Source organism: Herbidospora cretacea (genome assembly GCF_001570605.1).
Classification (GTDB): domain Bacteria; phylum Actinomycetota; class Actinomycetes; order Streptosporangiales; family Streptosporangiaceae; genus Herbidospora; species Herbidospora cretacea.
In genome coordinates this window covers 273,429-299,205 of sequence record NZ_BBXG01000008.1, presented here as the reverse complement: position 1 = coordinate 299,205, position 25,777 = coordinate 273,429, and the positions used below count along the sequence as shown (strand labels likewise).

Here is a 25,777-nt window from a genome sequence, read left to right as displayed (position 1 = left end):
CGTTCACGCGTGGCCCGGGCGGTCCGTCCCCACCATTTTCAGAGCGCGTTCGAAGTACTCCGCGGCCGGGCCGAAGCGCCCCTGCGCCAGGTGGTCGTCGCCCAGGTCGCACAGCGCCGCGATCGCCCGCGCCGCGTGGACCGCGGTCCGGTGCAGGACCCGCGCGTCGTCGTACCGCGCGCACTCGTGCAGGTGCCGGTGCAGGGTCGCCGACAGGTCGAGGGCGTGCGCGGGCCAGCCGTGCCGCGCGGCGTGGACGGCCACCGCGAGCAGGTTGACCAGATCGGTCTCCACCACCGTCGACGCCGTCTGGACGTAGTGGTCGAAAAGGCGCGTCAGCGCCGCCTGGCGGTCGTGGTCGGTGTCCTCGTCGGCCAAAGTGGCGCTCGCGTGCGCGCGGGGGAGGTCGTGGAAGCGGTAGCGCCCCGGGGCCGGTTCCTGGAGCAGGTGGACGTCGACCAGATCGTCCAGAAGACGGCCCGCGTGCTGGACGGTGGTGCCGACCAGGGCCGCGGCGGCCTGACGCTCGATGTCGGGGCCGGGGTGCAGGCCGAGCAGGCGGTACATGTCCTGCTGGCCGGGGGTGAGGTGGTGGTAGGACAGGTCGAGCGCGGCCGCGATGCTCAGCGGGCCCACCTCCAGTTCGCCCAGGCGGTGCTGGTGGTCGCGCATGCGGTCGGCCAGGTGGGCGGGGGTCCAGCCGGGGCGGACCCGCAGGCGGGCGGCGGCGATCCTGATCGCCAGCGGCAGCCGCCCGCACAGCTCCACGATCTCCGCGAGCAGGCCCGGCGCCTCGCCGCTGACGCGCTGCTCCCCGGCGGTGCGGGCGAACAGGGTGACCGCGTCGGGGCGGGGGAGCACGTCCAGCGAGAGCGGGCGGACGTCCTCCAGCCCGGCCAGCCTGCGGCGGCTGGTGATCAGCACCAGGCAGGCCGGCGACCCCGGCAGGAGCGGGCGGACCTGCGCCTCGGTGGCCACGTTGTCGAGCAGGACCAGGACGCGGCGGCCCGCCAGCCGGGTGCGGTAGAGGGCGGCGCGCGCGCCGGGGTCGTGCGGGATGCGGTCGCCGGGGACGCCGAGCGAGCGGAGCAGCTGGTCGAGGGCGTCGCCGGGGTCGACCGGCGCGCCGCCCCGGGTGAAGCCGCGCAGGTCGACGAAGAGCTGCCCGTCGGGGTAGCGGTCGGCCAGCCGATGCGCGACGTGCACGGCCAGCGTCGTCTTGCCGACCCCGGCCATCCCGTCGACGGCGCCGATCATCGGGGAGCCCTGCGCGGCGGCGTCCAGGAAGGCGATCTCGGCGGTCCGGCCGGTGAAGCTGGCGATGTCGCGCGGCAGCTCCCGGGGGACGACGGGCGGGATGCCCGTCGGGGCGGCCAGGTCGGTGTGGCCGCCGAGGATCTGGTGGTGCAGGCGCTGCAGCGGCGGGCTCGGCTCGATGCCCAGGTCCTCGGCGAGACGCCGCCGCAGTTCGCGGTAGGCCCGTAACGCCTCGGCCTGGCGGCCCGAGCGGTAGAGCGCCAGCATCCACTGGGCGTGCAGGTGCTCGCGCAGCGGCTGCTCGGCGACGAGGCCGCCCAGTTCGGCGAGCAGGTCGTCGTGGTGGCCGAGGGCCAGTTGCGACTCGATCCACGTCTCCTGGGCGGCCAGCCTGCGCTCCTCCAGGCGGATCAGCTCGGGTTCGAGCCGGGGATCGAGGGACACGTCCTCGAACGGGCGGCCCCGCCACAGCCCGAGTGCGCCGCGCAGCCGTTCCGAGGCGAGGCCCGGCCGTCCCGCCGTCAGGGCGCGGCGGCCCTGGGCGGCCAGGTCCTCGAAGGTCAGCAGGTCGAGGTCGGCCGCCGTCAGGCGGATCTCGTAGCCGCTGGGCACGGTCGACAGCAGCGGCGTCTCCGCCCGCCCGGCCAGGCCGAGCACCTGGCGCAGCGCCGACACGTAGGTCCGCAGGGCCACGGCGGCGGTCCGGGGCGGGCGTTGCGGCCACAGGGCGTCGACGAGCCGGTCGACGTGGACCGGCCGGTTGACGTGCAGCAACAGAACGGCCAGCAGAACCCGCTGCTTGGCCGCGCCCAGCCGGACCACGCGGTGGCCGTCGGAGCGGACTTCCAGTGTGCCGAGGACACGAAACCGCATAGACCGGCAATACCACATATTGTTCACATACTGGGATTTTGGTTCCATTCTTCAGTTCAGGCACTTGGGGCCCGGCGGCGTCCCCGGATTTCGCGCCCTACACAAACCGGGTTTCCGGACAGAATTTCCGAACTCTGTCAAGTCGCGCCTTTACCCGTCCTTTATGGATCACCCGCAAAGTGGCCGCATGTCTGATCTGATCAGCGTCGACGCATGCGAGCGGCTCACCCCGGAACACGTCCACGACCTCTACCGCCGGCACGTCAACCGCAGCCAGGTGTCCCTGATGACCTCGTTCGGCTTCGGCCGTGAACTGGTCGAACGGGCCGAGGGGGCGTGGCTCTGGACCCGGTCCGGCCGGCGGATCCTCGACTTCACCGGCGGCGTCGGCGTGCTCAACCACGGCCACAATCACCCCCGGATCCTGGCCGCCCGAAAAAGGTTCCAGGACCTTCAGCGGATGGAGGTGCACAAGACCTATTTCTCTCCGTACGTCGCCGCGCTCGGCCACAATCTCGCCCAACTGCTGCCGGGCGATCTGAACATGTCCTTCTTTCCCAATTCAGGTGCCGAGGCGGTGGAGGGGGCGGTGAAACTCGCCTACAAGTACCATCGCGGGCGACGGCACCGGATCCTGCGCGCCGACATCGCCTTCCACGGCAGGCTGCTCGGCTCCGGCAGCCTCACCGGGGCCCACCAGAACTTCACCTTTCCCGGCATCCCGGGCGTGGAGGTCTTCCCGTACGGCGACCTCGACGCCGTCCGGAGACTGGCCGGGAAGGACGTCTACGCGATCCTGATCGAGCCGTTCAGCGCGTCGACCATGACGGCCTGCTCGGAGGAGTTCCTGCGCGGGCTGCGCGAGCTCTGCGACGCCCACGACATCGTCCTCATCTTCGACGAGATCTACACCGGCTGGGGCAAGACCGGCAGCCTCTTCCACTTCATGCGCTACCCCGGCCTGGTCCCCGACGTCGTCACCACCTCGAAGTCGTTCGGCGGCGGCAAGTCGTCCATCTCCGCCTACATCGCCCGCGAGCCGGTGTTCCGCAGGGCCTACGACAACCTCGGCGACTCCCTGATGAACAGCACCAGCACCACCTACTACGGGTTCGGCGAGGAGACCGCCACCGCCCTCGAAGCGGTCAACATCGCCGTCGAGGACGACTACCCGGCCCGCGCCCGCGCGATCGAGCGGGTCCTCGCCCCCGGCCTCGACCGGATCAGGAAGACCTACCCGGACACGGTGGCCCAGGTCAGGGGGGCCGGCGCACTCTACGGGATCTTCCTGGACGGCGGCCCGAAGCTCCTCGACCGGGTGGCGAGGCTGGCCCCCGTCGGGCTGGCCCGCGACCCCAACTTCCGGGTCAAGCTGATCACCTGCGCCGTGATCGACGCCCTCTACCGTGACCACGGCGTCTACGCCTACTACACCCTCAACGGCGCCAACCCGCTGGTCGCCGCCCCGCCGCTCGTGGTGGAGCCGGCCGACGTGGAGTACTTCCTCGACAGCCTCGACCGGACCCTCGCGCAGGGACTGCTCCGGCTGACGACCCGATTCGTCAAGGAGAAGGTGGCGCCGCGATGGGGATCGTAGTCACGGGCAGCGCGGGCATGCTGGGCTCGACCCTGCTCCGCCGCCTCCACGAGACGGGCCGCCCGGCCCTCGGCGTCGACCTGAACCCGGCCGACGGCGAGGCCGCCGACATCCGCGACACCGCGCGCATGACGGAGCTGTTCCAGGGCGCCGACGCCGTCGTCCACTGCGCCTCGGCGCTGCCCAGCTACCCCGACGCCGAGATCCACAGCGTCATCGTCGAGGGCACCCGCAGCGTGCTGACCGCCGCCCGGGACGCCGGGGTCGCGCGCGTGGTGCACATCTCGTCCACCGCCGTGTACGGCCTGCCCAAGCTGGTCCCCACCCCGGAGGACCACCCCCGCGAACCCGTCGATCCCTACAGCAGGGCCAAGGCCGCCGCCGAGGAGGTCGCGGAGAAGTTCCGGGCCGATGGGCTGTGCGTGCCCGTCGTCCGGCCGAAGACCTTCCTCGGTCCCGGGCGGATGGGCCTGTTCGCGATGCTCTTCGAATGGGCGGAGGAGGGCCACGGCTTCCCGATCCTCGGGAAGGGCGGCGCGCGCATCCAGATGCTCGCCATCGACGACCTGGTCGACGCGATCCTGCTGGTCCTGGACGCGCCCGACGACGTCGCGAACGACACCTACAACATCGCCGCCGCCGAGTTCGCCACCCTGCGCGAGGACTTCCAGGCCGTGCTCGACGCCGCCGGGCACGGCAGGCGGGTGCGCTCGGTGCCGGCCGGGCCGGCGCTCGCGGTGCTCAGGACGCTCGGCCGCACCGGCCTGTCCCCGGTGTACGACCGGCTGCTCTACAAGCTGCTCGACGACTCCTACGTGGACATCGCCAGGGCGCGCGACCGGCTCGGCTTCGCGCCGCGCCACTCCAACCGGGACGCCATCCTCGGCGCCTACGCGTGGTGGCGGGAGCACGCCCGGACCAGGGCCGCCGGGCGCACCAGCCGGGACGCCTGGCGGCAGGGCGCCCTGTCCCTCGTCAAGTTCCTCTTCTGAGGGCCGCCGCGATGGGTGTCATCGAGGCGGATCTCGCCACCCGCGCGCGGCCGGGCCGGATCGGCGACCTGCTCGCGCTGCTCCGGCCGCTGCACAGCGTCAAGAGCCTGCTGCTGGTGCCGCTGCCCCTGCTGGAGGCAGGCCACTGGACCCTCACCGCGCTCGCCCAGGCGGCCTGGGCGGTGGCCGGGTTCGTCCTGGCCGGGGCCTGTGTCTACATCGGCAACGACCTGGCCGACCGGCACCGGGACCGGCTGCATCCGGTCAAACGGCACCGGCCGATCGCCGCCGGGCGGGTCTCGGTGCGGGCCGCCCACCTCTACCGGACCCTGCTCGTGGCGCTGCTCGCGCTGATCGCCGCGGCCGGACCGGGCCGGCCCTACTGGCCGCTGCTGGCCTACCTGGTGCTCAACGTGGCCTACAGCCGGTCGCTCAAGCACGTGCCGCTGGTCGACGTCGGCGCGGTCGCGCTGGGGTTCGTGCTGCGGGTCGTCGGCGGGTACGCCGCGATCGGGGCGCCGATCTCGGGATGGCTGGTGGTGACGGTGTTCTCGCTGTCGCTGCTGCTGATCGTCGGCAAGCGCCGCCGGGAGCTGCTGGAGAGCGGCCCGGACCACCGGCCCGCGCTGCGCGGCTACTCGGTCGAGCTCACCGACCACCTCCTCCAGTTCGCCGCCGTGCTGTCGGCCGTCGCCGGGCTCGTCTACGTGCGGACCGAGGCGCCGCTCGGGCCCTACGGACCTGGGGCGCTGGTGCTGGCCACGCCGTTCGTGCTCTACGCGCTGTTCCGCTACCTCCAGGTGGTGCTCGTCGACGGCGGGGGCGGTGACCCGGTGCGCGGCCTGCTCGGCGACCGGGGACTCGCCGTCACCGCGCTCTGCCTGGCGATCGTCCTGGGGACCGCCTTCGTGCTGGCCCGCAACCCCGCGCTGGCCGCCGCCCTGCTGCGCTGAAGGAGACCCGATGACCCTCGTGTCCGTCGTCATCCCGGCCTACAACGCCGCCAAGACCCTCCGGCTCTGCCTGGCCTCGGCGCTGGCCCAGACCCACCGTCCCCTCGAAGTGATCGTCGTCGACGACGCCAGCACCGACGGCACCGCCGAGACGGCCGCCGAGTATCCCTGCGTGGTGGTGCGGCAGCCGTACAACCAAGGGGTGTCGGCGGCCCGCAACAGCGGGGCGGCGCGGGCGAGCGGCGAGATCCTGTTCTTCCTCGACTCCGACGTCGCGCTCGCGCCCGACGCGGTGGCCGCCGCCGTGCGCCTGCTCGCCGCCGACCCCGGCTGCGGCTGCGTCTACGGCGTGTACGACCGGGAGCCGCTCATCGACGACGGCCCCGTCGAGGTCTACCGCACCCTGCACCTGCACCACGCGCTCAGCCGTGGGGCGGGCCCGACGGCGACGGCGGTCTTCGCCCTCGCCGCCCTGCCCCGGACGGTGTTCGAGGAGGTCGGCCCGTTCGACGTCACCCTGCGCGCGGCCGAGGACGACGAGTACAGCGAACGGCTGCTGGCCGGTCACCGCATCCGGCTGTCCGGCGCGATCACCGGCCGCCACGACGAGGCCGACCGGCTGCTGCCGCTGCTCGCCGAGCAGTTCCGGCGGGCCCGGCTGCTGCGCCGGTCGGCCCGCAACCGCCTGCGCAAGGACGCGCTCGTGGTCAACCGGGTGAGCGGGATCCTCGCCGCCGCGCTCACCCTCGCCACCCTCCCGCTCGGCCCCTTCGCCCCGCTGCTGCCCGCGTTCTTCCTGCTCGCGTTCGCGTTCGCGGACCCGCCGCTGGCCCGGTTCGTCTGGCGCGAGCGCGGGCCCGCCTTCCTCGTCTACTTCGTCGCGGTGCACTTCCTCGTCCACACGGCCCTGCTCGCCGGGGCGGCGGCCGGAATGCTCCCCAGAAAGGCCGGTGACTCATGAGACCGCTGGTCTCCGTGATCATCCCCAACTACAACTACGGATACGTGCTCGGCCAGTGCCTGGAGGCGGTCCGCGCGCAGACCTACCCCGACGTGGAGATCGTCCTGGTGGACGACTGCAGCACCGACGACTCCGTGGCCGTCGCCCGCGCCCTGGGGATCGAGCCGCTCAGCACCCCCCGCAACGGCGGCGTGTCCGTCGCCCGCAACCTCGGCGTCGAGCACGCCAGGGGCGAGATCCTGTTCTTCCTCGACTCCGACGTCGCCCTCGCCCCCGACGCCGTCGCCGAGGCGGTCTCGATCCTGGCGGCCGACCCCGCGATCGGCGCGGTCTGCGGCAACTACGAGGCGATCCCGCTCAACCGGGTCAGCCTGGTGCGCGAGTACCGCAACCTCTACCGCCACTACTGGTACCTGGTCGCCGAGGGCCCGATCACCGGCTTCCTGCCGGTCGCCATCATCGCCTTCCCGGCCCGCGTCTGGGCCGAGGTCGGCCCGTGGACCGACGCGCTCACCCAGTCGGAGGGCGCCGACGTGGGCGAACGCCTCACCGACCGCGGCTACACGGTGATGCTCACCTCGGCCGTGCGCGGCCGGCACGACGACGACGCCCAGGTGCGCACCGCGCTCTGGAAGGTCTTCACCCGCACCCGCGTGCACGTGCCGTTCTTCCTGCAGCGCCGGTACGCCGCCGGCGTGGTCGGCTCGCCGGAGTCCGGCGCCAGCCTGGCCGCCGCCCTCAGCGCGGCCACCCTCCCGGTGCCCCTGCTCACCGGCCTGGCCTGGACCGCCGTCCTGCCCGCCCTGCTGCTGCTGTCGTGGTTCTGGATCGACCGCCGGATGTACCGGTTCGTGCTCTCCAGCCGTGGCCTGGCCTTCGCGCTCTACTTCGCCGCCATGCACTTCCTGATCAACCTGACCATCGCCGCCGGCGCGGGCGTCGGCATCCTCCAGTGGCTCACCTCCCGCTCCTTCCGCCGCCTGTACGCCCGGGTGCCCGCGTGACCCGGGGACGCGTGTTCGCCCTCCTGCGCTGGGCCGCCGTCGTGCTCGTGCTGGCCTTCCTCGGCTGGCAGCTCTGGCGGGTCCGGCACGGCGTCGGCGACAGCCTGCGCCAGGTCGGCTGGTCGACATCTGCCCTGGCCGCCGTGCTCGCGGCGGTCGGCGGACTGCCCGGGTTCTTCGCCTGGCGGCTGCTGCTCGCCGGGCTGGGCACCCGGCTGACGCTGCCGGTCGCGGCCCGCGTCTTCTTCCTGGCCGGGATCACCCGGTATCTGCCCGGCGGGGTCTGGCCGGCCGTCGCCCACGCGGCCATGGCCCGGCCGCTCGGAGCGCCGCCCGCCCGGCTGGCCGGCGCGTTCGTGGCCACGCAGGGGCTCGGCGTGGTGTCCGGGCTGCTGGTGGGGCTGATCGCGCTGCCGTGGCTGGTGGCCGCCGGGCCGGTCTGGTGGGTGCTGCTGCCGCTCCTGGGCGCCTCGCTCGTCCCGCTGCTGGCGCCGCGCCTGCTGGAACGGCTGCTCGGCACGGCCCAGCGGGTGCTGCGCCGGGGCGGGGGAGAGCCGGTGACCCTGCCGGGACGGCGCACGCTGCTCACCGTCACCGGGCTGCTGTCCGTCGGCTGGCTGATCAGCGGGCTGCACGTCGGCGTGCTCGCCGTCGCGCTCGGGGCCTCGCCCGCCGGGGCGCTGTCGGTGGGGATCGGCGGGTTCGCGCTCTCCACCGTGGCCGGGATCTTCACCCTCGTCATGCCGTCGGGGCTCGGCCCGCGCGAGGTCGTGCTCGGGCTCACCCTCGCCACCCTGCTGACCGGGCCGGGCCTGATCACCCTGGTCGCGCTGAGCCGCGTGCTGATCACCGTCGTCGACGTCGTGTCGACCGCCGTCGTCCTGGCGGCGCTGTCCCGGACCCGTATCGCCCCTCTCGCCGAAGGAGTGTCGTCATGACGTCTCAGCTCAAGCACCTGACCCGGCAGGTTCCGGCCGGGCCGGTGTCGGGGGCGCTGCTGCGGATGATCAGCGCCGTGCCGTTCGCCGACCGGCCGTTCGCGTGGCTCGAACGGCACCCCGGCGTGCACGGGGCCGTGCTGTCGGCCTTCGGGCTGCGCCGCCCGATCTTCATCGACCACCCGATCGACCCCGAGCCGAGGTTCGGCCACGGCAGGCCCGCGCACGGCGAGCTGTCCGCCCTGATCGACCGCAACCGCGACCGCTACGCCGACCGCCTGACCAGGTTCGCGGACCTGGCCGGCGCGCTGGCCGCGATCCCCGTCCGCGACCGGCCGTCGGGCACCACGCCCTACTGGGACAACGGCTGGCTGCCCCCGCTGGACGCCCTCGGCCTCTACGGCCTGCTCACCGAGACCGACCCCGCCCGGTACGTCGAGATCGGCTCGGGCAACTCCACCAAGTTCGCCCGCCGCGCCATCGCAGACCACGGCCTGCGCACCCGGATCACCTCGATCGACCCGGCCCCCCGCGCGAACGTCGACGCCCTCTGCGACGTGGTGGTCCGCAGCCCGCTCGAACGCGCCGACCTGAGCGTCTTCACCGGCCTCGAACCCGGCGACGTCGTCTTCCTCGACGGCTCCCACCGGGTTCTCATGGGCTCCGACGTGACGGTGTTCTTCTTCGAGGTGCTCCCGCTGCTGCCGCCCGGCGTGCTGGTGCACCTGCACGACATCATGCTCCCCTTCGACTACCCGCCCGAGTGGCGCTGGCGGCACTACTCGGAGCAGTACCTGCTGGCCGCCTTCCTGCTCGGCGACCCCGGCCGGTACGACGTCGAACTCCCCAGCGCGTTCGTCCAGCACGACCCGGAGCTGCGCGGCCTGCTGCGACCCCTGTGGGACAGGCTCGGCGTCACCCAGCACTACCTGCCCGCCTCGTTCTGGTTCCGGCGGGCATGATGCTCGATGCTCCCGGGGCGGTCCGGGTCGTCCGGTGGGCGGTGGTCGCCGTGCCGGTGGCCTGGCTGGCGGTCACGGTCGTCAACTGGCTGAGCGGGGACTTCTGGTGGTGGGGCGGCGGCGCGCCGCTGGTGGTGTTCTTCGCCGTTCCGCTGCTGGTGGTCGCGGCCGTGCCGATGGTCGCGCTGCGGTGGCGGTTGCCGTCGCGGCGCGAACGGGCGCTGGTCAGCCTGGCGGCGGCGGCGCTGGCCCTCGTCGTGGCGCGCTCGGCGCTGAGTGGCCGGACCTGGCTCTGGGTCGTCCCCGACCTGGTCGTCCCGCCGCTGCTGTTCGTGGTGATCCCGGCGGCCCTGCTGCTGTCCGCGCCGCTGGGCGGACGGACCCGCTGGTGGACGGCGGCCCTCGCCGCCGGGGCGCTGGCGCTGGGCGCGACCCAGGCGGGCGTGCACCTCGGCGGGGGCGGCGCCCCGGTGCCGCGCGACGCGGTGCGGGTCGTCTCCTGGGACACCTACTGCTGGGACACCGACGACGACGCCGAACGGTTCCTGCGCTACCTCAAGAAGTGGCGGGCCGACGTCTACCTGCTCCAGGAGCACTCGGGCTGCGGCCCCGGCGCGCCCACCCCGATCGACGACGCCGACCTGTTGCGGCGCGAGTTCCCCGGCCACCACGTCGCGACCCTCGACGGCCTGCTCACCCTCTCCCGCTTCCCGGTGGCCGGGCAGTCGGCGGTGGGGGAGGCGCCCAACCCGTACGCGCCGAACTGGCGGCATGCCGCGCTGCGCACGGACCTCGCCATCGGCGGGCGGACCGTCTCGGTCTACAACGTGCACCTGTTCGACATGCTCTACCTGAGCGCCAGCCCCCTGTCCCCGCGCTTCTACCAGGCCATCGCGTCCCTCGACGACGCCCGGCGGGCGCAGTTCGACGCGCTCGCCGCCGACCTCGGCCGCAACCCCAACCCGGTCGTGGCCTCCGGCAACTTCAACGCCCTGCCCGGCATGGGCCACCTGCGCGCCCTCGACGGCCTGACGGCGGCCCAGGGCCCGCTCCTCCCGGCGACCCTGTCCTTCGCCGGTCTGCGCCTGTGGCGCATGGACTGGACCTTCACCTCCCCGGAGCTGGCCGTCCACGACTACGAGCTGCACGCGCCGGACGGCCTGTCCACCCACCACCTGCAAGAGCTGCTCATCTCGGAGGTGTGAACCGATGGATTCCCCCTTGGTCACCGTCATCGTCCCGACCTACAACCACGCCCGGTTCCTCCCGCTGGTCCTGACGGCGATCCGGGAGCAGACCCACACCCCGCTGGAGGTCGTCGTCGTGGACGACTGCAGCATCGACGGCTCGGCCGCCGTCGCCGCGTCGATGGGCGTGCCGGTGGTCCGCACCCCCGGCAACAGCGGCCCCGCCGTGGCCAGGAACCTCGGCGCCGCCCACGCCAACGGGGAGATCCTGTTCTTCGTCGACTCCGACGTCGCCCTGGCCCCCGACGCGGTCGCCACGGGGGTGGCGATGCTGGCCGCCGACCCGGCGCTCGGCGCGGTCTGCGGCATCGAGGACCCCGACCCGCTGATCCGCTCCACCAGGGTCGAGGACTACCGCGCCCACCAGCACCACTACTGGTCGATCGCGTCCGAGGGCGAGGTGTCGTTCCTGTGGTCGGCCATGTTCGCCATCCGCGCCCCGGTGTTCCGCGAGACCGGCGAGTTCAACCCGGATCTCCGCCACACCGAGGAGGTCGACTACGGCAGGCGTCTCAGCGATCATTACCGGGTGCGGATCACGCGCGCCATCCGAGGGCGCATGGGCCACGACCGCGAACTCCCGACGCTGCTGCGCAAACTGTTCCAGCGCGGCCGCCTGCGCGTCCCCCTCTACGCGCGGCAACGCCGCTTCGCCCAGGGCTACGAGACCCCCGCGCGGGCCCTCGCCTCCCTGGCGGCGGCGCTCGCCGTCGTCACCCTCCCCGTCCCGTTCCTGCTGGGCCCGTGGTGGGCGGCCCTGCCGGCCCTGTCCCTGGCCGCCTGGGCGCTCGGCGACGCCGGGATGTTCCGGTTCGTCTTCGCCCGCAAGTGCCCGCTCTTCGGCGCCTACTTCGTCGCCGTCCACTTCGTGGTCGGCCTCGCCATCCTCGCGGGCGTCGCGACCGGCGCCCTCCAGTGGCTGGCCTCCCCCTCCTTCCGGCGCCTGTACGACGCCCGCACCCCCGAGCCGGCCCGTTGAGGAAGGCGGCCGGGATCGCCTCCGCCGTCTGGCTGGGCTTCGTGATCCTCCACCACCTGCTCACGGGCCGGTTCTGGCTCTGGCTGATCCCCGACCTGATCCCGCCCGCCCTCTACCTGGCCGTCCCGCTGACCCTCCTGGCCGTGGCCGGGTGCCGGGGCCGGGCGGCCCTCCTGGCGGCGGGGTCGCTCGTGCTGGGCGCCACCCACGGCGGCCTCAACCCCGCCGCTCTGATCGCCCCGGGCGGCCCGCCGCCGCCCGGGGCGGTCCGGGTCTTCTCGTGGAACACCGAATACTGGCATCAGGACGACGACCCCCGGGCCTTCTACCGCTTCCTCACCGACCAGCGCGCCGACGTCTACGTGTTGCAGGAGTACCTGAACTGGGTCGGCGACCGCCCCCGCGAGGTCGCCGACCTGGCGGCCCTGCGGCGGGAGTTCCCCGGCTACCACGTCGCCGCCGCAGGGGAACTCGTCACGCTGTCCCGGTTCCCCGTCGTGGCCGCGCGCCCGGTCGTCGATCCGGGCGGCCCCTCCTGGCAGGCGGCCTTCGACCTCGCCAAGATCCTCCGCACCGACCTGCGGATCGGCGCCTCGACGCTGTCGGTCTACAACGTCCACATCCCGGCCCAGTACGTCTTGAACGAGAACCCGTTCACGGCCTCCTTCCACACCGAGCTCCGCAGCAGGGGCGAGCGGCGCGACGCCCAGTTCGGCGCCCTGCTGGCCGACCTCGCCGCCAACCCCTCCGCCGCCCTGGTCAGCGGCGACTTCAACAGCACCGGGGCGATGGGCGAGCTGCGTCCCCTGTTCGACCGGCTCACGAGCGCCAACACGGCGAACCGCTCGATCTACCCGACGTCGTGGTACGCGGGCGTGCTGCCGCTGTGGCAGCTCGACTGGACCTTCACGAGGGGGCTGAACGTCCACACGAGCGAACTGCGGGACCCGCGCGGCCTTTCCGACCACCGCGCCCAATCACTGACGATCAGCGTCGGCCGCATGTAAATTACACGCCCCCCACGAGAAACAGCATGATGAACCGAATGCCGGACAATGGCGTCTTCGCCTCGGTCCGGCGGAAATTTATCCTCAGGCGGTCGAATGATCCGTCCCTGGAGGAGAATCATGCGAGAAGTCACGCGGCTCTGCCTCGTCGCAGCGGCAGTGGCGGCGGGCCTGGCGACCGCGCCCGTGGCCGCACACGCCGACGGCTATGACACTCCCCGCAGCGCCACCGCCGTGGGGGCGGGCAGCACCTACGCGGCCGGGTTCGCGGCGGCCCAGCAGCGGGCCAGGGCGGCCGTCCTCGCGGCCGGCCATGACTGCGACGCCGGGACCTACGCCACCACGCAGACCTATGTCTCGCCAGGCGGCGGGACGTGGGTCTTCCAGTCCACGCACAACGCGATGTGCGTCGACTGACCAAGCCTGCGCCGTACAGGCGCACCGATTTCCGCCACCGCGCTCCGCATTCATTGAGTGACCTCCGTCAGGAAAGGCGCCGGAGACCGGCGTTCGATTTCCTGCGAATGCCGAATCCGGCTGGGACTTGTCAGTTCACCTCAGAGCCGGATGGCGTCGCGATCGCGTGAGCCGGCCGGGCAGCACTGAGGGCGAGCACGTGGGTGCTCGCCCTCAGCCAGGCCGTTCGGACCGCTCAGGAGCCGATCCGCGGGCCGATATTGGTGACGGTCACTTGCCGGGCAGGACCTGGATGGTCTTCGACGTCGTGATCGGCGCGAGCGAACTGTCGTCGGTGTAGGCGCGCATCGAGTCGTTCGTCACCGTCACGGTCACCGTGCCGGGGTTCAGCGCGGTGAGCGTCCGGGTCCGGGGGTCGAGGATCGCGACCCTGCCCTTGCGGAGGGCCGTGTCGACGGCGTCCTGCCCGCTGCCGATCGCCAGGTTGGACGAGCCGCTCCAGGCCACCGACATCGGGTAGCGCAATGGCACCACCCGCGTGCCCGCCGACACGCCCGACGGCTGCACGATGCTGCCCGAGAGCTGCGCCGTCTCGTCCACCTTGAGCGAGCCGGGGGTGGTGAGCGTGATCGACTGCGCGAAGGCGCGCACCTCGGCCTCGATCCACTGCTTGTCCGCGTCCCGCCGCGAGTCGACCGACCAGTTGACCCACCCGGTGAAACCGCCGCGGTCCGGCGTGCCGTAGGGGTCCTTGCCCGACGACGGCAGCACCATGTACTGCACGCCTTCGAGGCGGTGGACGTCGGCGATCTGGGCGTGGGAGCCGACCATCGCGGTGCCCTTGCCCGTGGCGTCACGGAAGTCCGTGAGCAGGTTCTCGACGAGCGCGACCTCGTCGCGGTCGCCGAGCTGACTGGCGTCGGTCTCGGCGGGGTCGTCCACCGGGTGGTGGGCGAACACCACGACGTTGCGCACCGACTCGTCCTTCTCGGCGTCGCCGAGCGCCTGCCGCAGCATCGGGAGCTGCTCCCACGCCGACGAGCGCAGCGACCCGAGCGAGCTGGCGAGCAGGATGAACCGCGTGCCCTTGTGGTCGAAGGTCCGGTAGGGCCGGCCGAACTCCTTGGTGAAGTTCGTCAGGTCGGACTGGACGTTGTCGAGACCGTAGGACTCGTGGTTGCCCGGCACGTAGTAGCAGGGGACGGAGTCCGGTGTGCTCTTCGCGGCCGGCTCCTGGCCGACCGCGACGAGGTCACACCCGGCGTCGGTGAGCACCTGGCGGGCCAGCGTGAGGTCCTGCGGCAGGCCGCGGTCGGTGATGTCACCGTTCAGGACGATCAGGTCGGGCTCGGTCTCGCGGATCCGCCTGACGGCGGCCGTCGCGACCTGGGTCAGCGCCGGGTTGTCGGCCGTGAACTGCACGTCCGAGAGAGTGGCGAACCGCCACGTGCCGGGCCCCTCGGGCAGCGACCCGTCGTCGGAGACGAGCGGGTCGGGCCGCAGGCCGGGCTGGGCGGGCAGGTCGATCGACGTCGGGACGTCGGCCTCGACGCGGTCCAGGACGAACGTGCCCGCCTTCTGCTGGGGGACGCTCGTGTTGATGCCCTGGAAGCCCGAGATCGAGATCGGGAACGCCGTGTTCGCCGGCATCGTGAACGACGCGTACTGCCAGTCGTCGCTCGCGGTCAGCGCGGTCCCGTAGACGCCGGCGGCCTTCCCGGCCGCGTCGGTGTAGGCCAGGTAGGTCAGGCCGTTCGGCACGGCGATGCTCGACTTGATCCGCATCCGCACCCGCAACGGCTGACCGGGCACGGGGACGCGCCGGGCCGCCGACGCGGCGGTGACGCCCACGTTGCGCATCGCGGCGAAGTCGATCCGCAGACCGTCGGGGTCCGCCGAGAACGTCGTGGCCGCGGTGCTGTTGTTGCGCCAGCGGGTGAGCACGTCGTCGTCGAAGTCGTAGACCGTCCTGGTCTCGACCCCGACCGTGATCGGGAGCTGGACCGACGCGCCGCCGACCGAGACCGTGAGGATCGTGCCCGCTGCGGTGAGCGGGGTGATCTTCAGCTTGCCGTCCACGGACTGGATGCCGACGACGTCGTGGTCGTAGTCGAGCGCGAGGTCCCGGGGGTCGATCGGGGCCGTGTACCCCTGGCCGTCGCGGCCGGTCACGGAGACGGTGACCGCGTGGGCGGGCGTCGCCTCGGCGATCGACAGGCGCTGCGACGACAACTCGACGCTGCTGACCGGGTCGAGGACCGTCACCTTCGCGGGCTTGGCCACCACGGGACCAACCCGCGCGTCGACGGTGATCCGCCCGTTCGGCTTGGCCGGCGCCACGAGCGTCCCGCCCTCGACGGACGCCCCCCGAGCCGACCACCGCACGGACGCCGCATCGACGTCCACCGGCGTCTGATGATCGTCCACGCCCTCGGCGAAGAGGGGGAGACGCAGCCCCGGGAACACCTTCAGATCGCCGCCGGGCCTGATGAGAAGCTCGTGCAGCCTGCCGTCGCCCTTCGCGACGAACACCCCCACACCGTTCGGGTCGTTGCGCTCGCGCCCGTCGGACGGGACGTTGCGGACGGTCGCCTCGTCCTGGCCGAGCGCCCGGGCGACCATCGTGGTCGACCCGCCCCCGTCGAGGTTGACCGCGGTCTCCACACCCAGCGCGACGAGATCACGCGCCTCCTTGTCGATCCCGACACCGCCCTTGCCGGTGCCGCCCGGCCCGTCCCAGGTGGCGAGCACCAGCGTGCGACCGCCGTCCTTGAACCCGAGCGCGGTACGCGGGGCGATCGAGGGGTCGAGCCCGCCGACGACCTGGCCGCCGGTGACGATGGTGCCGCCGTGCCCGAGCGCGAACTTCATCGTCTTCGCGATGTCGTCGGCGAGCGCGTAGCTGAGCGTCACCGGCTCGCCAGGCTGCAGCGCGCGGATCGCTGCCGCCGCGGCGCCGCGCCCGACCAGGGAGAACCCGTTCTCGGGAATCACCCCCGAGCCCGCGGGCCCGTTCGGCGTGACCGACACGACCGAGCCGTTCCGGACCAGCACCTCGGCGATCTGGTCGTTGGCCACCCCCGTCAGCCCGCGGTTGCGGCTGTAGTCACCCCACGCCGACGTGAACGCGATCAGACCGTCAGCGGGGACCCCACCGCCGTTCGCGGCGTTGACGGAAAGGACCGTGTGGTCCGCCCCCGCGAAGTTCGCCGCCGCGTTCACCATGAGGTTCACGAGCTGGGCGACACCGTCACCGCTGACGCCGACGTGCTGACGTCCGCCGATGTCGGCGGTCTTGACGAGCTTCCCGTTCTGGACCTCGCCCCCGAGCGCCGCGTTCGAGTTCCCGATGTCGAAGAACTCGCCGTTGACACCCGCGACGGCGCCGGCCTTGTTGGCGGCCACACTGAGCGGCCCGCCGAAGGCGACCGGCCCGGCGGTCAGCAGATCGGTGCTGACCGCTTCGTCGGCCAGGTCGACGGTGAGGAACTGTGCGTCGTACCAGCCCTTCTGGTCGAGCGCTTTGACGTGCTGTAACTCGATCCCCGGACCGATCTTCTCGGTCGTGTTGACCAACGGGATCCCGCCGGTCACCGGAGCGGGCGGGCCGTCCGCGTACGCGGCGGGCGCGACCGAAAGCGTCGTCGCCGCGGCGAGCGCCACCAGCAGGAGCTTCTTGCGTGGATGGTTCGAGACCATCGATTTCATCGGAACCTCGGGTCACGTGATGACACGGGGGCGACGCCCCCGCTGCGCCCAGTTGGATCACGGGCACAAGCACCTGATTGAAGAGATCACCGAAGAAGCGCTGGTGAAGCCACCACGAGCACCCAATGAAGCCTGGCGGAAGAGGCGTCAGCCACCCCTCCTCGGCCCGTGAGATATTCGATGGAGTTGTTCCCCGAAAGGTCAGTCGGCCGCGGGTAGAAGTTCGGCGATGAGCTTCTCGACGCGGGTGCGGATCTCGTCACGGATGTCCCGCACGGCTTCGACGGTCTTCCCGGTCGGGTCGTCGAGCGACCAGTCCTCGTAGCGCTTGCCGGGGAAGATCGGGCAGACGTCGCCGCAGCCCATGGTGATGACGGCGTCAGAGGCCTCCACGGAATCGACCGTGAGGATCTTGGGCTGCTGGTCGGAGATGTCGATGCCGACCTCGCGCATCGCCTCGATCGCGACGGGGTTGATCTTGTCGGCGGGGGCCGATCCGGCTGACCTGACCTCGATCCGGTCACCGGCCAGGTGGGTCAGCCATCCGGCGGCCATCTGGGAACGTCCGGCGTTGTGCACGCATACGAAGAGGACGCTGGGCATGTTCACGATCCTTGCTTGTAGAAACGACGGCGTGCCCACAGGGACACGTAAACGAGGGCGACCAGAACGGGAACCTCGATGAGCGGGCCGACCACTCCGGCGAGGGCCTGGCCCGAGGTGACGCCGAAGACGCCGATGGCGACGGCGATGGCGAGCTCGAAATTGTTGCCCGCGCCGGTGAAGGCGAGGGTGGCGGTCCGCTCGTACGGCAGGCCGATGCTCTTGCCGAGGGCGAAGCCGCCGGCCCAGACGATGGCGAAGTAGGCCAGCAGCGGGAGTGCGATCCGGGCCACGTCGCCGGGCTGCGAGGTGATGGTGCCGCCTTGGAGGGCGAACAGGATCAGGATGGTGAAGAGCAAGCCGTACAGGGCGATGGGGCCGATCTTCGGCAGGAACCGCGTCTCGTACCAGTCGCGGCTCCGGGCGCGTTCGCCGACCTCGCGGGTCAGATATCCGGCCACCAGCGGGATGCCGAGGAAGACCAGGACACTACGGGCGATGTCCCAGGTGGAAACGTCGAGCGCTGTTCGGGGCAGGCCGAGCCAGCCGGGAAGCACTTCGAGGTAGAACCAGCCGAGACCGGCGAAGGCGATCACCTGGAAGACGGAGTTCAGGGCCACGAGCACGGCCGCGGCCTCGCGGTCGCCGCAGGCCAGGTCGTTCCAGATCAGCACCATCGCGATGCATCGGGCCAGGCCGACGATGATCAGCCCGGTACGGTACTCCGGCAGGTCGGGCAGGAAGATCCAGGCCAGCGCGAACATGACGGCCGGACCGGCGATCCAGTTGACGACCAGCGATGCGATGAGCAGTCGCCGGTCTCCGGTGACGGTGTCGAGGCGGTCGTAGCGGACCTTGGCCAGGACGGGATACATCATCAGCAGCAGGCCCAGCGCGATCGGCAGGGAGACCTCCCCGATCCGGATCGCGTCGAGGGCGGCGTTCAATCCGGGGACCAGGCGGCCGAGGAGCAGCCCCAGGGCCATCGCGGCGATGATCCACACGGGGAGGAAACGGTCGAGTGTGGAAAGACCGCCCATGGGCGTCGCGCTGGTGGCCCCAGGCCTGGATTGCTTTCGATCGGTGCTGGTCATGATGCGGTGACGGGTACGCGGGTGAGCAATGCGTAGAGCGCGGAGCCCTCGGGGGAGACGCGGTGACGGACCCAACCGCCGCGTACTTCCGGGGCCTCGCCCATCACCTTCAGGCGGTGACTGATCGTGTGATCGCCCGCGTCGAGCGGGTCGGCAAGGACCATGAGCCGCCGGGCCTGATGCTCGGCGGCGACATGCGGCTTGGGCGAACCCGGCGTGGAGTCGCCGCATCCGCCGGTCGGAAGGGCGGCGAGCTCGCGCCAACATATAGACACACATCTATCTTTATAGACGTCTATCTATTTGTCCAGCGAGCCGCCGGTCAGGGCAGGAGGCTCCGAAGGACGTCGAGGCGATCGGGGACGACCGCGTACCAAGCCCACCTGCCCCGCTTGTCGCGGGTCAGAAAGCCCGCGTCGACGAGAACCTTCAGGTGATGGCTGATCGTCGGCTGAGTCAGATCGAGCGCCTCGGTCAGGCCGCAGACGCAGGCTTCGCTGGATGGGCTACCGCTGATCATGCTCAGCAACTGCAGCCGGGTGGGGTCGGCGACGGCCTTCAGCGCGGTGGCCAGCGTCTCGGCCTCCTTGCGGGACAGGGGCTCCCCGACGGCCGTCGACAGACAATCGTCGGTTGCGATGGATTGATTCCCGTCTATCAGTTCCATGGGGTCAGTGTAGGTAGCTGTGCCAGGTCGGGGAGTGTCGATATATTGCATAGACAGTCATCTATGTGAGGTGTGAACGATGGAGATCCATAACCGGACTCCAGTGCTGGAGGCATCGCCGCCAGACTCGCGCCCCGCTTCCTCGGCGTCTTCTCGGCCGAGACCGTCGAGCGCCTTGTCATTGAGTCCCATCGTGCGCTCGCCGAGACGGCCCGCGTGCGTGAACACCTTCCCGCCTTGTGGGGGAAACTGGCCGAGGAGCGCTTGACCGCACTCGCTCAGGCTGACGGCCTCATCGCGAAGCAGGTCTACGAGATCCTTTTCGTCTGCACACACGACGCCGGCCGCTCTCAACTCGCTGCTGCGCTGATGGGCCACTACGCCGCGGGTCGGGTCCATGCACGAACGGCGGGGACTCGACCCGCCTCCGAGATCGAACCGGCGGTCGAAATCGTGCTCGCCGAGCGCGGGCTGGGGATCTCTCGCGAGTTCCTCAAGCCGCTGACGGATGAGGTCGTGCGGGTGGCTGACGTGGTGGTGTCGATGGGGTGTGGGGATGCGTGCCCGGTGTACCCGGGGCGGCGGTACCTGGAGTGGCGCTTGCCGGAGATCCACGAGAAGGTGATCGACGAGGTCAGGGACATCGCCGTAGTGGTTGACCTGATGGTCCGCGACCTTCTCGACGAACTCGTGCCGGCGCCTGCCTGAACGGCATTAATACTTCGTCGGGACTCTCCCATAACCTTTTTCTCAGGAGTCCTAGTGACTTCTACGTATGAAGAAAGGGTTTCTTGATGATCTACAGCAGTCGCCGCCTTGAGACGATTTTCGGGGCTCCACTTGATCGAGTGACGTATCAGCAGATCGCTGACCTTGTGGGAAACATTGACGCGCGAGAGGCGGAGGATCTCGACTACAAGCGGGACTACGCCTCGGGCGACAAGGAGGAAAAGGGCACCGAAGACCTTGCGGTGGACATCGCGGCCTTCGCGAATCACATTGGCGGATTGATCGTCGTTGGCATGGCCGAGGTGGGCGAGGTCCCCAGTGCGCCACAGGATGTGGCGCTGGCCGGATGGGAAGCGCGGATCATGAAGGCGGTGGCCTCCCGCGTGCATCCCCTTCCGCGTGTCGAATGCCGAGCGGTCGCCAATCCCGATACGCCCGGCAGCGGGTTCATGTTGATCTCGGTGCATCTGAGTTCGATGGCTCCGCACGCTGTTTCCACGCCCTCCAAGCGGGAGGCCGGACTCCGCTGGCCCCGGCGGCATGGCACCGGGAAGATTTGGCTGAGCGAATCCGAGATCGCTGCCGCCTACCGCAAGCGCCTCATGAGTCCTTATGACCAGGAGGCGCGGGTCGTGCAGCTTGAGAAGAACGCGGCCAAGACGTCCGCAGCCGGAGTGACGGAGTCGCAGTTCCCGCTTCCGCTGCTCATCGTGTCGTTCGCGCCCGAACAACCTGGCGATCTTCTACTCGATAGCCGCACCCAGGACGACTTCGGCAGGAGCGTGCAGCAGGACGTTGTCATGATCGGCGGCAGTACCGTGACCTTTACGGACCACTACCTGCTACACCGATGTCTGGTAGCAGAGTCCGGTGTCGGCACGAAACGCGCCCTACGCGTTCAGCTGTACACCGACGGAGCTGCGACCTTTTCCATGAACCTCGGCTGCATCCGGGAGGTTACCGACCAACTGGACATCGCCGTCCTGGACGGCGAGGTCGTAGCCGGGGTGATGAGTGCGCTGCAGTATATGGCGAGGCACGCGCGCGACCGAGTGGGCGTCCATGGAGGTGTCGTGGCAAGAATTGCGCTGCTCGCTGACGCGCATCTCTATCCGGAGATCTTCGCGACAAAAAAGCAGTTCAGCCAGTGGCCATTCAGCGTGCCCAATGCCGCGCGACACGCTCTCACTCTGTACAGCGCCAGGAACTGGATCCAGCTGACTCTGGTGAGCAAGCAGAGCATGTCGTTTGGATACGGAGAGGCGTATCTGATGCTCGACGAACTGGCTGATGATGGTCAACCGCTGGCACGCGCATCAGCGCGGCTGATCAACGATCTCTTTCAGACCTACGGTCTCGCCGAGAACCATCAGATCCGGCAAGACGGGTCACTCGATCCGGCTGCTTGGGGGCGGAATTGGGACACGATCGGAAAGTGGGCGCGTGCGAGCGGGATCCCGATTTTGGGTGAGTCCTAAGAGCTCCTAACAAAATGACTTCCGTTGTGCTTTGATCTCTCGCTGTAGCCAAGCGGGAGGCGTTGCAGGTGGCCAAGCTCAAGCCGTGGGAAGTCGACGACGAGCTGTGGGCGGTGATCGAGCCGTTGCTGCCCCGTCGTCCACGCCGGGTACGGCATCCGGGTCGCAAGCGGCTGGATGACCGGCTGGCTCTGCAGGGCATCTTGTTTGTGCTGCATACCGGGATCGCCTGGGAGCACCTGCCGCAAGAGCTGGGCTATGGGTCGGGCATGACGTGCTGGCGGCGCCTGGACGAATGGAACCGGGCCGGGGTGTGGCAGCGGCTGCATGAGATTCTGCTCGACCGGCTGCGGAGTGCCGACGTCCTGGACCTGTCCCGGGCCGCGGTGGACTCCTCCCAGATCAGAGCGTTAAAAGGGGGCCGCAGACCGGCCCGTCCCCGGTCGATCGAGGACGGGCCGGAAGCAAGCACCACCTGATCACCGACGCGGGCGGCATCCCGCTGGCGGTGATCCTGACCGGCGCGAACCGCAACGACGTCACCCAGCTGCTACCGCTGCTGCACGCGATCCCCAAGATCCGTGGCAAGCGCGGCCGGCCCCGGCAACGACCGGATGCCGTCCTGGCCGACCGCGGCTACGACCACGACAAGTACCGCCGCCTGGTCCGCGCCCTTCAGATCCGCCCGCTCATCGCCCGCCGAGGCACCCCGCACGGCTCCGGCCTGGGCAGACAGCGCTGGGTCGTCGAGCAGACCTTCGCGTTGCTGCACGCTTTCCGGCGATTACGGATCCGCTGGGAAGCCCGGGCGGACATTCACGAGGCCTTCCTCAAACTGGCCTGCGCCCTCATCTGCTGGCGACGACTCACCTCATTCTGTTAGGAGCTCTAAGCCTGCCTGACCGAGTCCGCCATCGGCGTGAAGATCGCGCTCAGCCGGGCCACCGTCTCGGGGATCACTCGGTAGTACACCCAGGTCCCGCGCCGTTCGCCGTCGATGAGGCCGGCGGTGCGCAGGACCTTCAGGTGGTGGGAGATCGTGGGGGCGGTGAGGTCGAAGGCGTCGGTCAGGTCGCAGACGCACGCCTCGCCGCCCTCGTGGGAGCCGATCATCGACAGCAGCCGCAGGCGGACCGGGTCGGCCACGGCCTTGAGCAGGGCGGCCAGGTCGACGGCGTCCTGCTCCGAGAGAGGTCCGCGGATGAGCGGCGGACAACACTGGATCGTCACGGCGGTCATGGCGGCTCCCTACTTAGATGTCGTTCGAAATTATAGTCGCGCGTACCCGAAGAGCGAGAACGCCGCGATTCCGCACAGGGCCGACACGACGACCAGGATGACGGTGTATCCCGCCGTCTCGGCCCCGGCGAAGGCGGCCAGCGGAGCGACGGCCTTGGCCGCGACGGAGAAGAAGGCGAGCCGCCCCGAGAGGGTCGCGTAACCGGTGGTGCCGTACCGCTCGGCGAGCAGGTGCGGCCGGGTGATCGTGCCCACGCCGAAACCGATGCCGAACAGCAGCACGCACCCGATCGCTCCGGCGGCGGTGTGGCCGGCCACGGGTAGGAGCAGCGCTCCCGCCGCCTGTACGGCGAAGACGACTCCTGCGATCGGTGCCGCGGCCCAGCGTCGTCGTAGGCCCGTGGTCACCACTCGGCCGGTGACGGACAGAACCCCGAGGAGGCCGGCGACGGTGGCCGCGAACAGCGGTTGGTGGCCGAGGTGGATCAGGTAGGTGACCAGCAGGACGCTGATCATGGCGACCGCCCCGCCGTGTGTGGTGAAGGCGATGACGAGCAGCCAGAAAGGACGGTGTCGTACGGCTTCGCGGGTCGTCGCGGCTCGTTCGGCTGGTCGATCTTCCTTGAGGCGTCCACGACGGAGAACCAGCGCGTGCAGGGGGATGGCGGTCAGGCCGTACAGGACAGCCAGGATGATCAAGGCCGACCGCCAGTCGAAGGACGACACGAGCAGGCCGGTGAGCGGGAGGAAGATCGAGGAGGCGAACCCGGCCACGATCGTGACGGCCAGAAGCGCGTTCGCGCGGGCCGAGCCCTCGAACCATCCGACGATGATGGCGAAGGCCGGTTCGTACAGGACCATCGCGGAGGCCGCGCCGAGCAGGACGAAGACGGCGTAGAGCTGGGGCAGGTCGCTCACCTGCGACCAGGCCAGCAGTGCGAGAGCGCTCAGCGCCGAGCCGGTCGTCATCAGGCCGCGTCCACCTCGGACGTCAAGGGCCCGGCCGACGAGCGGGGCGCAGAGCGCGCCCGTCAGAACGGAGACGGTGAGGGCGCCGGCGACCTGCGGCGTCGTGGCGTTCAGAGCCTGGGCCATAGGGATGAGCAGGACGGAGAAGGCGTAGTAAAGCGCGCCGTAGCCGATGGTCTGGGTGATCGACAGCGCGGCGACGATCGTCCAGCCCTTACGCAGGGACAGGCCGCCGTCCGTTTCGAGGACGGCGGCCGTGGGTTCGTCACTCATGTGTGGGTGCAGCCGATGAGGTCCCGGCCCGCCGGCGTGGTTCGCCAGGTTCCCTGCGACGTCTCCGTCACGAAGTGCTGTGCCTGGAGTCGCCACGCGAGAGTTCCCGCCATCCGGACTATCGCCCGCGGATATCCAGGGTTGGTGCCGGCGGGTCTCGCTTCGACCAGCCCGGCGGCCAGGTCAACAGTGGACATGGATTCCGCCTGGCAGATCAGGCGCAGGGCTTCGCGCTGCGGTGCGGTCGGGTGTCCTTCGGACATGGTCTACCTCCTCAGCCGCAGCAGCCGCCGCCGTCGGAAGGGGTGGCGGCGAGCGCGAGGGGTGTGCCGAGAAGACCGCCGCTCACCCCGGTGGCCAGGCCGACGCGCTGCTCCTGGGCCTCGGCGAGGTTGGACGAGCAGACCCCCGTCTCCGGCAGGTCGAGCTCGACCGAGCGGGCCGCCTCCCAGTCACCGGCGATGGCGGCCACCACTGAGCGCACCTGCTCGTAGCCGGTGGCCATCAGGAACGTCGGGGCGCGGCCATAGCTCTTGACGCCGACCGCGTAGTAGCCCGCTTCGGGGTGGGTGAGCTCGTCGACGCCGTGAGCGGGGACGGTGCCGCAGGAGTGGGCGTTGGGGTCGATCAGCGGCGCGAGAGCGCGGGTGCTGCCGAGGATGGGGTCGAGGTCCAGGCGCAGCTCTTCGGCGATCGAGTGGTCGGGGCGGTAGCCGGTGGCGCTGACGATGCGCTCGGCCACGATGGACTGCTCATCGCCCAGCGGGTCACGGCTGGTGACCTCCACCCCGTCGGCGTGGGCGCTGACCCGGTGGGTGAAGAAGCCCGTCACGAGCCGGATGCGGCCCGAGGTGACCAGGTCGTGCACGCGGGTGCCGAGAGCGCCCCGGGCGGGCAGCGCGTCGGCCGCGCCGCCGCCGTAGGTGCGGTTGGCGTTTCCGGCGCGGATGGCCCAGGTGATGGGGGTGTCGTCGAGCTGGGCCAGGGCCAGGAGGGTGGTCGCGGCCGAGTGGCCGGCGCCGATGACCAGGGTGTGGCGGCCCTCGTAGTGGTCACGGTCGTCGCCGAGGACGTCGGGGAGGGCGTGGTCGATGAGTTCGGTGACGGTCTCCTCGCCGAAAGCGCGCAGGCCGCTCGCGCCGAGGACGTTCGGGCTGGTGTACGTCCCCGAGGCGTCGATGACCGCGCGTGCCTGGATCTCCCGGCCGTCCGACAGGCGCAGGACGAAGGGGGCCCGCTCTCGGCCGTCGGTGCGGACCTTGTCGTAGCCGAGTCTGCTGATCGCGGTGACCGTGGCGTCGACCTGGACGCGATCCGCGAAGAGCTTGCCGAGCGGGGCGAGGTAGTTCTCGACGATCTCCGCGCCGGTCGGGAGCCAGTCGTCGTCGGGCGCCGTCCAGCCGTCGGCTTCCAGCAGGCGCCGGGCGGCGGTGTCGATGTTGTAGCGCCAGGGGCTGAAGACCCGGACGTGGCCCCACTTCGCGACTGAGGAACCGACCTTCGGGCCGCTCTCGAGAACGACGAAGTCGATGTCGCGTTCGGCCAGGTGTGCCGCAGCGGCCAGCCCGACGGGACCGGCGCCGATGACGGCTACAGGAAGGTTGCCGGGGTTGGCGGATGCGCTCATGATGCCCACCTTGGTTAGAAGACTGTCTAAGTAATACCAGCTTCGCCCTTGATTAGAAGCCTGTCAAGATAGACGTTCATCTATTCTGCTGGTCGGCCGTGGCACCAAGGTGCCGGGCAGGTTGCTGCCGTGACGATCGCTTTCGCCGGGCGAATCCGGCGTGAGATCAATGCGGTGACCCCTCAGTGATCCCTAGTGGAGTT

General features: G+C 70.6%; 23 protein-coding genes. 14 read left to right on the top strand and 9 right to left on the bottom strand.

Annotated features, from left to right (window positions below; translation table 11 throughout):
- Positions 1-3: 3 nt before the first annotated feature.
- Positions 4-2,130: an AfsR/SARP family transcriptional regulator gene (locus AW270_RS18250; RefSeq protein ID WP_169807331.1), complete on the bottom strand. Its 2,127-nt coding sequence runs from the start codon at positions 2,128-2,130 to the stop codon at positions 4-6.
- A 187-nt stretch (positions 2,131-2,317) separates the two neighbouring features.
- Between AW270_RS18250 and AW270_RS18245 the strand changes: the two genes are divergently transcribed.
- From AW270_RS18245 to AW270_RS18195, 11 genes are all read left to right on the top strand, one after another.
- Positions 2,318-3,727, top strand: coding sequence for an aspartate aminotransferase family protein (locus tag AW270_RS18245; protein ID WP_061295675.1), 1,410 nt, complete (start codon positions 2,318-2,320; stop codon positions 3,725-3,727).
- Positions 3,715-4,719 carry an NAD-dependent epimerase/dehydratase family protein gene (locus AW270_RS18240; protein WP_061295671.1) on the top strand — a complete coding sequence of 335 codons (1,005 nt, stop codon included), beginning with the start codon at positions 3,715-3,717 and terminating at the stop codon, positions 4,717-4,719. The genes AW270_RS18245 and AW270_RS18240 overlap by 13 nt, the downstream gene beginning before the upstream one ends.
- A gap of 11 nt (positions 4,720-4,730) precedes the next feature.
- On the top strand, positions 4,731-5,672 hold the full coding sequence (locus tag AW270_RS18235) for a UbiA prenyltransferase family protein (RefSeq protein ID WP_061295669.1): 942 nt from the start codon (positions 4,731-4,733) through the stop codon (positions 5,670-5,672).
- A 10-nt stretch (positions 5,673-5,682) separates the two neighbouring features.
- Positions 5,683-6,633 (top strand): glycosyltransferase family 2 protein, encoded by a 951-nt coding sequence (locus AW270_RS18230; RefSeq protein WP_245674754.1) that lies wholly within the window; start codon positions 5,683-5,685, stop codon positions 6,631-6,633.
- A complete protein-coding gene (locus tag AW270_RS18225) occupies positions 6,630-7,637 on the top strand; it encodes a glycosyltransferase family 2 protein (protein ID WP_061295664.1) in 1,008 nt (335 codons plus the stop codon). The genes AW270_RS18230 and AW270_RS18225 overlap by 4 nt, the downstream gene beginning before the upstream one ends.
- Positions 7,634-8,575 carry a lysylphosphatidylglycerol synthase domain-containing protein gene (locus AW270_RS18220; RefSeq protein WP_169807330.1) on the top strand — a complete coding sequence of 314 codons (942 nt, stop codon included), beginning with the start codon at positions 7,634-7,636 and terminating at the stop codon, positions 8,573-8,575. Before AW270_RS18225 ends, AW270_RS18220 begins: the two co-directional genes overlap by 4 nt.
- Entirely contained in the window at positions 8,572-9,537 is a 966-nt protein-coding gene (locus AW270_RS18215) for a class I SAM-dependent methyltransferase (RefSeq protein ID WP_218009262.1), read from the top strand. The genes AW270_RS18220 and AW270_RS18215 overlap by 4 nt, the downstream gene beginning before the upstream one ends.
- Complete coding sequence (locus AW270_RS18210; RefSeq protein ID WP_061295659.1) at positions 9,534-10,742, top strand: endonuclease/exonuclease/phosphatase family protein; 1,209 nt, start codon at positions 9,534-9,536, stop codon at positions 10,740-10,742. The genes AW270_RS18215 and AW270_RS18210 overlap by 4 nt, the downstream gene beginning before the upstream one ends.
- Before the next feature lie 4 nt (positions 10,743-10,746).
- Positions 10,747-11,763, top strand: coding sequence for a glycosyltransferase family 2 protein (locus tag AW270_RS18205; protein ID WP_061295655.1), 1,017 nt, complete (start codon positions 10,747-10,749; stop codon positions 11,761-11,763).
- Entirely contained in the window at positions 11,760-12,770 is a 1,011-nt protein-coding gene (locus tag AW270_RS18200; RefSeq protein ID WP_061295652.1) for an endonuclease/exonuclease/phosphatase family protein, read from the top strand. Before AW270_RS18205 ends, AW270_RS18200 begins: the two co-directional genes overlap by 4 nt.
- A gap of 120 nt (positions 12,771-12,890) precedes the next feature.
- Positions 12,891-13,187 carry a hypothetical protein gene (locus AW270_RS18195; protein ID WP_061295647.1) on the top strand — a complete coding sequence of 99 codons (297 nt, stop codon included), beginning with the start codon at positions 12,891-12,893 and terminating at the stop codon, positions 13,185-13,187.
- Positions 13,188-13,457: 270 nt separating this feature from the next.
- Here the strand turns inward: AW270_RS18195 and AW270_RS18190 are convergent, their stop codons facing one another.
- The 5 genes from AW270_RS18190 to AW270_RS18175 form a co-directional block, all read right to left on the bottom strand.
- Positions 13,458-16,895 carry a phosphodiester glycosidase family protein gene (locus AW270_RS18190; RefSeq protein ID WP_082801632.1) on the bottom strand — a complete coding sequence of 1,146 codons (3,438 nt, stop codon included), beginning with the start codon at positions 16,893-16,895 and terminating at the stop codon, positions 13,458-13,460.
- Between the two features lie 201 nt (positions 16,896-17,096).
- Entirely contained in the window at positions 17,097-17,498 is a 402-nt protein-coding gene (locus AW270_RS18185) for an arsenate reductase ArsC (RefSeq protein WP_061295638.1), read from the bottom strand.
- Positions 17,499-17,500: 2 nt separating this feature from the next.
- On the bottom strand, positions 17,501-18,592 hold the full coding sequence (gene arsB / locus AW270_RS18180; protein WP_082801631.1) for an ACR3 family arsenite efflux transporter: 1,092 nt from the start codon (positions 18,590-18,592) through the stop codon (positions 17,501-17,503).
- Positions 18,589-18,867 carry a hypothetical protein gene (locus AW270_RS38835; RefSeq protein WP_157522171.1) on the bottom strand — a complete coding sequence of 93 codons (279 nt, stop codon included), beginning with the start codon at positions 18,865-18,867 and terminating at the stop codon, positions 18,589-18,591. The genes arsB and AW270_RS38835 overlap by 4 nt, the downstream gene beginning before the upstream one ends.
- Before the next feature lie 47 nt (positions 18,868-18,914).
- Positions 18,915-19,259: an ArsR/SmtB family transcription factor gene (locus AW270_RS18175; protein ID WP_061295630.1), complete on the bottom strand. Its 345-nt coding sequence runs from the start codon at positions 19,257-19,259 to the stop codon at positions 18,915-18,917.
- 114 nt (positions 19,260-19,373) lie between these two features.
- Here AW270_RS18175 and AW270_RS18170 point away from each other — a divergent pair, with 114 nt between their 5' ends.
- The 3 genes from AW270_RS18170 (at position 19,374) to AW270_RS37800 (ending at position 22,349) form a co-directional block, all read left to right on the top strand.
- Positions 19,374-19,967, top strand: a complete 594-nt coding sequence (locus AW270_RS18170; protein ID WP_061295627.1) for an arsenate reductase/protein-tyrosine-phosphatase family protein — start codon at positions 19,374-19,376, stop codon at positions 19,965-19,967.
- An 86-nt stretch (positions 19,968-20,053) separates the two neighbouring features.
- The gene (locus AW270_RS18165) at positions 20,054-21,466 is read left to right on the top strand and encodes an AlbA family DNA-binding domain-containing protein (protein WP_061295624.1); all 1,413 of its coding nucleotides are present in this window, start codon (positions 20,054-20,056) and stop codon (positions 21,464-21,466) included.
- A gap of 68 nt (positions 21,467-21,534) precedes the next feature.
- Positions 21,535-22,349, top strand: a protein-coding gene (locus tag AW270_RS37800; protein ID WP_439649060.1) for an IS5 family transposase whose coding sequence is annotated in 2 segments (ribosomal slippage) — positions 21,535-21,892 and positions 21,892-22,349 — 816 coding nt in all. Because the reading frame shifts where the segments join, the coding sequence is not laid out codon by codon here.
- Positions 22,350-22,354: 5 nt separating this feature from the next.
- Here AW270_RS37800 and AW270_RS18150 read toward each other — a convergent pair.
- The 3 genes from AW270_RS18150 to AW270_RS18140 form a co-directional block, all read right to left on the bottom strand.
- Positions 22,355-22,705, bottom strand: coding sequence for an ArsR/SmtB family transcription factor (locus tag AW270_RS18150; RefSeq protein ID WP_061295614.1), 351 nt, complete (start codon positions 22,703-22,705; stop codon positions 22,355-22,357).
- Between the two features lie 30 nt (positions 22,706-22,735).
- Positions 22,736-23,947, bottom strand: coding sequence for an MFS transporter (locus AW270_RS18145; RefSeq protein ID WP_061295611.1), 1,212 nt, complete (start codon positions 23,945-23,947; stop codon positions 22,736-22,738).
- Between the two features lie 274 nt (positions 23,948-24,221).
- Entirely contained in the window at positions 24,222-25,574 is a 1,353-nt protein-coding gene (locus tag AW270_RS18140) for an FAD-dependent oxidoreductase (RefSeq protein WP_061296169.1), read from the bottom strand.
- Between the last annotated feature and the right edge of the window lie 203 nt (positions 25,575-25,777).

Bases quoted from the DNA above. Each gene is read 5' to 3' on its own strand.
- AW270_RS18150 (WP_061295614.1), bottom strand. From the start codon at position 22,705: ATGACCGCCGTGACGATCCAGTGTTGTCCGCCGCTCATCCGCGGACCT.
- AW270_RS18145 (WP_061295611.1), bottom strand. From the start codon at position 23,947: ATGAGTGACGAACCCACGGCCGCCGTCCTCGAAACGGACGGCGGCCTG.
- AW270_RS18205 (WP_061295655.1), top strand. From the start codon at position 10,747: ATGGATTCCCCCTTGGTCACCGTCATCGTCCCGACCTACAACCACGCC.
- AW270_RS18230 (WP_245674754.1), top strand. From the start codon at position 5,683: ATGACCCTCGTGTCCGTCGTCATCCCGGCCTACAACGCCGCCAAGACC.
- AW270_RS18235 (WP_061295669.1), top strand. From the start codon at position 4,731: ATGGGTGTCATCGAGGCGGATCTCGCCACCCGCGCGCGGCCGGGCCGG.
- AW270_RS18215 (WP_218009262.1), top strand. From the start codon at position 8,572: ATGACGTCTCAGCTCAAGCACCTGACCCGGCAGGTTCCGGCCGGGCCG.
- AW270_RS18140 (WP_061296169.1), bottom strand. From the start codon at position 25,574: ATGAGCGCATCCGCCAACCCCGGCAACCTTCCTGTAGCCGTCATCGGC.
- AW270_RS18165 (WP_061295624.1), top strand. From the start codon at position 20,054: ATGATCTACAGCAGTCGCCGCCTTGAGACGATTTTCGGGGCTCCACTT.
- AW270_RS18195 (WP_061295647.1), top strand. From the start codon at position 12,891: ATGCGAGAAGTCACGCGGCTCTGCCTCGTCGCAGCGGCAGTGGCGGCG.
- AW270_RS18210 (WP_061295659.1), top strand. From the start codon at position 9,534: ATGATGCTCGATGCTCCCGGGGCGGTCCGGGTCGTCCGGTGGGCGGTG.
- AW270_RS18225 (WP_061295664.1), top strand. From the start codon at position 6,630: ATGAGACCGCTGGTCTCCGTGATCATCCCCAACTACAACTACGGATAC.
- AW270_RS18175 (WP_061295630.1), bottom strand. From the start codon at position 19,259: ATGGAACTGATAGACGGGAATCAATCCATCGCAACCGACGATTGTCTG.
- AW270_RS18185 (WP_061295638.1), bottom strand. From the start codon at position 17,498: ATGCCCAGCGTCCTCTTCGTATGCGTGCACAACGCCGGACGTTCCCAG.
- AW270_RS18240 (WP_061295671.1), top strand. From the start codon at position 3,715: ATGGGGATCGTAGTCACGGGCAGCGCGGGCATGCTGGGCTCGACCCTG.
- AW270_RS18190 (WP_082801632.1), bottom strand. From the start codon at position 16,895: ATGAAATCGATGGTCTCGAACCATCCACGCAAGAAGCTCCTGCTGGTG.
- arsB (WP_082801631.1), bottom strand. From the start codon at position 18,592: ATGACCAGCACCGATCGAAAGCAATCCAGGCCTGGGGCCACCAGCGCG.
- AW270_RS18250 (WP_169807331.1), bottom strand. From the start codon at position 2,130: ATGCGGTTTCGTGTCCTCGGCACACTGGAAGTCCGCTCCGACGGCCAC.
- AW270_RS18245 (WP_061295675.1), top strand. From the start codon at position 2,318: ATGTCTGATCTGATCAGCGTCGACGCATGCGAGCGGCTCACCCCGGAA.